This window comes from Caulobacter sp. SSI4214 (genome assembly GCF_012184455.1).
In the GTDB taxonomy this organism is placed as follows: domain Bacteria; phylum Pseudomonadota; class Alphaproteobacteria; order Caulobacterales; family Caulobacteraceae; genus Caulobacter; species Caulobacter vibrioides_E.
On the sequence record NZ_SZWJ01000164.1, the window covers coordinates 1 to 3,207 of the forward strand.

The 3,207-nt window shown below is 68.2% G+C and carries 2 protein-coding genes and 2 pseudogenes; all 4 read left to right on the forward strand.

Features of this window, described 5'->3' with window-relative positions; genetic code table 11:
• Positions 1–503 (forward strand): annotated as a pseudogene (locus FCU40_RS22780) (energy transducer TonB); the annotation flags it as partial.
• 32 nt (positions 504–535) lie between these two features.
• On the forward strand, positions 536–1,834 hold the full coding sequence (gene tolB, locus FCU40_RS22785) for a Tol-Pal system beta propeller repeat protein TolB (protein WP_004616244.1): 1,299 nt from the start codon (positions 536–538) through the stop codon (positions 1,832–1,834).
• A 200-nt stretch (positions 1,835–2,034) separates the two neighbouring features.
• Entirely contained in the window at positions 2,035–2,604 is a 570-nt protein-coding gene (pal, locus tag FCU40_RS22790) for a peptidoglycan-associated lipoprotein Pal (RefSeq protein WP_035016945.1), read from the forward strand.
• 214 nt (positions 2,605–2,818) lie between these two features.
• A pseudogene (locus FCU40_RS22795) lies at positions 2,819–3,207 on the forward strand (tol-pal system protein YbgF); the annotation flags it as partial.

Genomic DNA, 3,207 nt, shown 5'->3' on the forward strand with positions numbered 1-3,207 from the left:
CTCCCAAGTCGACGCCCGCGCCATCCCAGGCCAAGCCCAGCCCGGCCAAGAAGAACGACAGCGACTTCTTCAGCTCGCTGGAGGCCTCGCTGGCCAAGAGCCAGAAGGCGACCGGCAAGCCGACCGCCAACGCCCCCAAGGGCCCGGCGCGCGCGGAGACCTCGGTCTCGGCCCGACCCGCGATGGGCGCGGCCACCGGCCTTTCCGCCGCCGCGCTGGGTCGGCTGCAGGGCGAGGTGCAGGAGCGCTGGAACCCCAACTGCGAGGTGGAGGGCGGCGCCGACGTCAATGTGCGCGTGATCTTCGTGATCGGACCGGGGGGGCGGGTGGTCGGCCAGCCGGAATCGCCGGGCACGTCCTCGCCCAACCCCGTGGTGAAGGCCGCCTCGGACCGCGCCATCCGCGCGCTGTTCGCCGCCTCGCCGTTCGCCTATCTGCCGTCCGACCTGTACGGTCAGAAAATCGCCCTGAACTTCAACGCTAAGCAGGCTTGTTCGCGTTGATATCCGGAAGAGAACCGAAGAAGGAGACCCCGATGCGCCTCAAGGCCCTGGTGCTCATGGCCGCCGTCCTGCTGGGCGGCGCGGCGTTCGTCACGCCCGCGGCCGCCCAGATCGAGGTCAATATCAATTCCGGCGCGGTCAAGCCGATGCCGATCGCGATCCCGGCCTTCTCGGGCTCGCCGCGCGGGGCCGAGATCGCCCAGGTCATCACCGGCAACCTCGAGCGCTCGGGCCTGTTCCAGCCGCTGAACGTCTCGGCCGTGTCGGATAAGCTGCAGGACGTCAACGTCCAGCCGCGGTTTCCCGAGTGGCAGGGGACCGGCGCCCAGGCCCTGATCAACGGCCAGGTCACGGTCGGCGCCGACGGCGGCCTGCGCGTCGACTTCCGCCTCTGGGACGTGTTCAGCCAGCAGCAGCTTCTGGGCCTGCAGTTCTCGTCGACGCCGGACAACTGGCGCCGCGTGGCCCACAAGATCAGCGACGCGGTCTATGAGCGCCTGACCGGCGAGAAGGGGTATTTCGACACCCGCGTGGCCTTCGTCGCCGAGAGCGGCCCCAAGCTGAACCGCATCAAGCGCCTGGCGATCATGGACCAGGACGGCGCCAATCCGCAGTACCTGACGGACGGCTCGTACATCGTGATGACGCCGCGCTTCTCGTCGACCAGCCAGGAACTGACCTACATGGCCCTGCGGCCGACGGGGTCGTCGATCTATCTGCTGAACCTGGAGACCAGCCGCCAGGAGACCGTCGGCAAGTTCCCCGGCATGGTGTTCGCCCCGCGCTTCTCGCCCGACGGCGGCAAGGTGGCGTTCTCGGTCGAGAAGAACGGCAACAGCGACATCTATCTGATGGACCTGCGCAGCCGCGCGACCACGCGGATCACCACCGATCCGGCCATCGACACCTCGCCGTCGTTCTCGCCGGACGGGACCAAGATCGCCTTCAACTCCGACCGAGGCGGTCAGGCCCAGCTCTATGTGATGAACCTGGACGGCTCGGGCGTGAAGCGCATCTCGTTCGGCGGCGGTCGCTACACCACGCCGGTCTGGAGCCCGCGCGGCGACTTCATCGCCTTCACCAAGCAGACGGGCGGCGAGTTCCACATCGGCGTGATGCGGCCCGACGGCAGCGACGAGCGGCTCCTGACCACCAGCTATCTGGACGAGGGCCCGACCTGGGCGCCGAACGGCCGCGTGCTGATGTTCTTCCGCGAAAGCGGCGGCGGCGGTCCCAAGCTGTGGACGGTGGACATCACCGGCCGGATCCTGCGCCCGGCGGCCTATGCTGGCCAGGCGTCCGACCCGGCGTGGTCGCCGCTGCTGGACTAATCGCGAATTTAACGCGCTCGCGAGGCAACCTTGACCGTGCGAGCGCGTTCTTGGCCATGACGCGCGGTTGGGATAATTCCCGCCACAATTGAATTATATGGGCTCGGCCGGACCTGACATCATTGTGAGATCTTTTCAGGCATTTATCGGGTCCATTCCAAGCCTGACTTAGGTATGGGTCAGGTCCAGATTTCGTAGACTTGAGGAGAAACTGGATGAGCTTCGACACCAAGCGCGCCGTTAGACTGGCGCTCGTCGGCGTTGCCGCCGCCTCGCTCGCCGCCTGTGCTTCGCGTCCGAAGCCCCAGCCCGCCCCGACGCCGGCCCCGACGCCGCCGCCCGCCGCGCCGAGCACGCCCTACACGCCGCCGCCGGCCCCGCCGGTCGCCAGCGGCGTCCTGCCGGGGTCGGTCCAGGACTTCGTCGTCAATGTCGGCGACCGCGTCTATTTCGACACCGACCAATACGCGGTCCGCGCCGACGCCCAGCCGGTTCTGGCCGCGCAGGCCCAGTGGCTGAACCGCTATCCGGCCGTGAAGATCCGCATCGAAGGCAACGCCGACGAACGCGGCACCCGCGAGTACAACCTGGCCCTGGGCGCCCGCCGCGCCAGCGCCGTCCGCGACTTCCTGATCGCTCAGGGCGTCTCGGCCGCGCGCATCGAGACGATCTCCTACGGCAAGGAACGTCCGATCGATCCGGGCACGACCGAGGAAGCCTGGGCCAAGAACCGTAACGCCCACACGGCGATCACGGACGGCGCTCGCTAAGACATCGAGACCCTTCCCCCTTGATGGGGGAAGGGCAGGGATGGGGGTGGCTCGGCGGTTCCGTCCGCGCGGCCCTAGAGCCCTTTTCGATCCGATAGTCGCGCCCGCGCCTTATCGGAAAACGCTCTAGATCACCCCCACCCAACCCTCCCCCATCCAGGGGGAGGGCTTTTTGCGCCGCACTTTTGTCCGCAATCGGGGCATAGTCGACACCATGAAGCTGAAATCCGCGCTCCTCGCCCTCCTGTTCGCCTCGACCGCCGCCGTGGCCGTGGCCCAGACGCCGCTGCCGGCCGACGATCCTCTGGACGACCGCTCCGCCAAGCGGGTCGACCGGATGGAGAAGGTGGTGCGCGAGCTGCGCGCGATCGTCTTCCAGGGGCGCGACACCGGCAAGCCGGTCGTGGTCCAGCCGGCCGAGACCGACGCCCAGATCGCCGCGATGAACGATCGCCTGAACGATCTGGAACAGACCCTGACGAAGCTGAACGGCCAGAACGAGGTCACGACCCACGACCTGGACGTGGCGCGGCGCACCGCCGCCGAGCAGAAGGCCCGCGCCGACGCGCTGGAAGCCCGCCTGACCGCCCTGGAAAAGTCGGT

What these genes read in the sequence shown, in the direction of transcription:
- tolB (WP_004616244.1), top strand. Translation starts at nt 536, where the DNA reads ATGCGCCTCAAGGCCCTGGTGCTCATGGCCGCCGTCCTGCTGGGCGGC.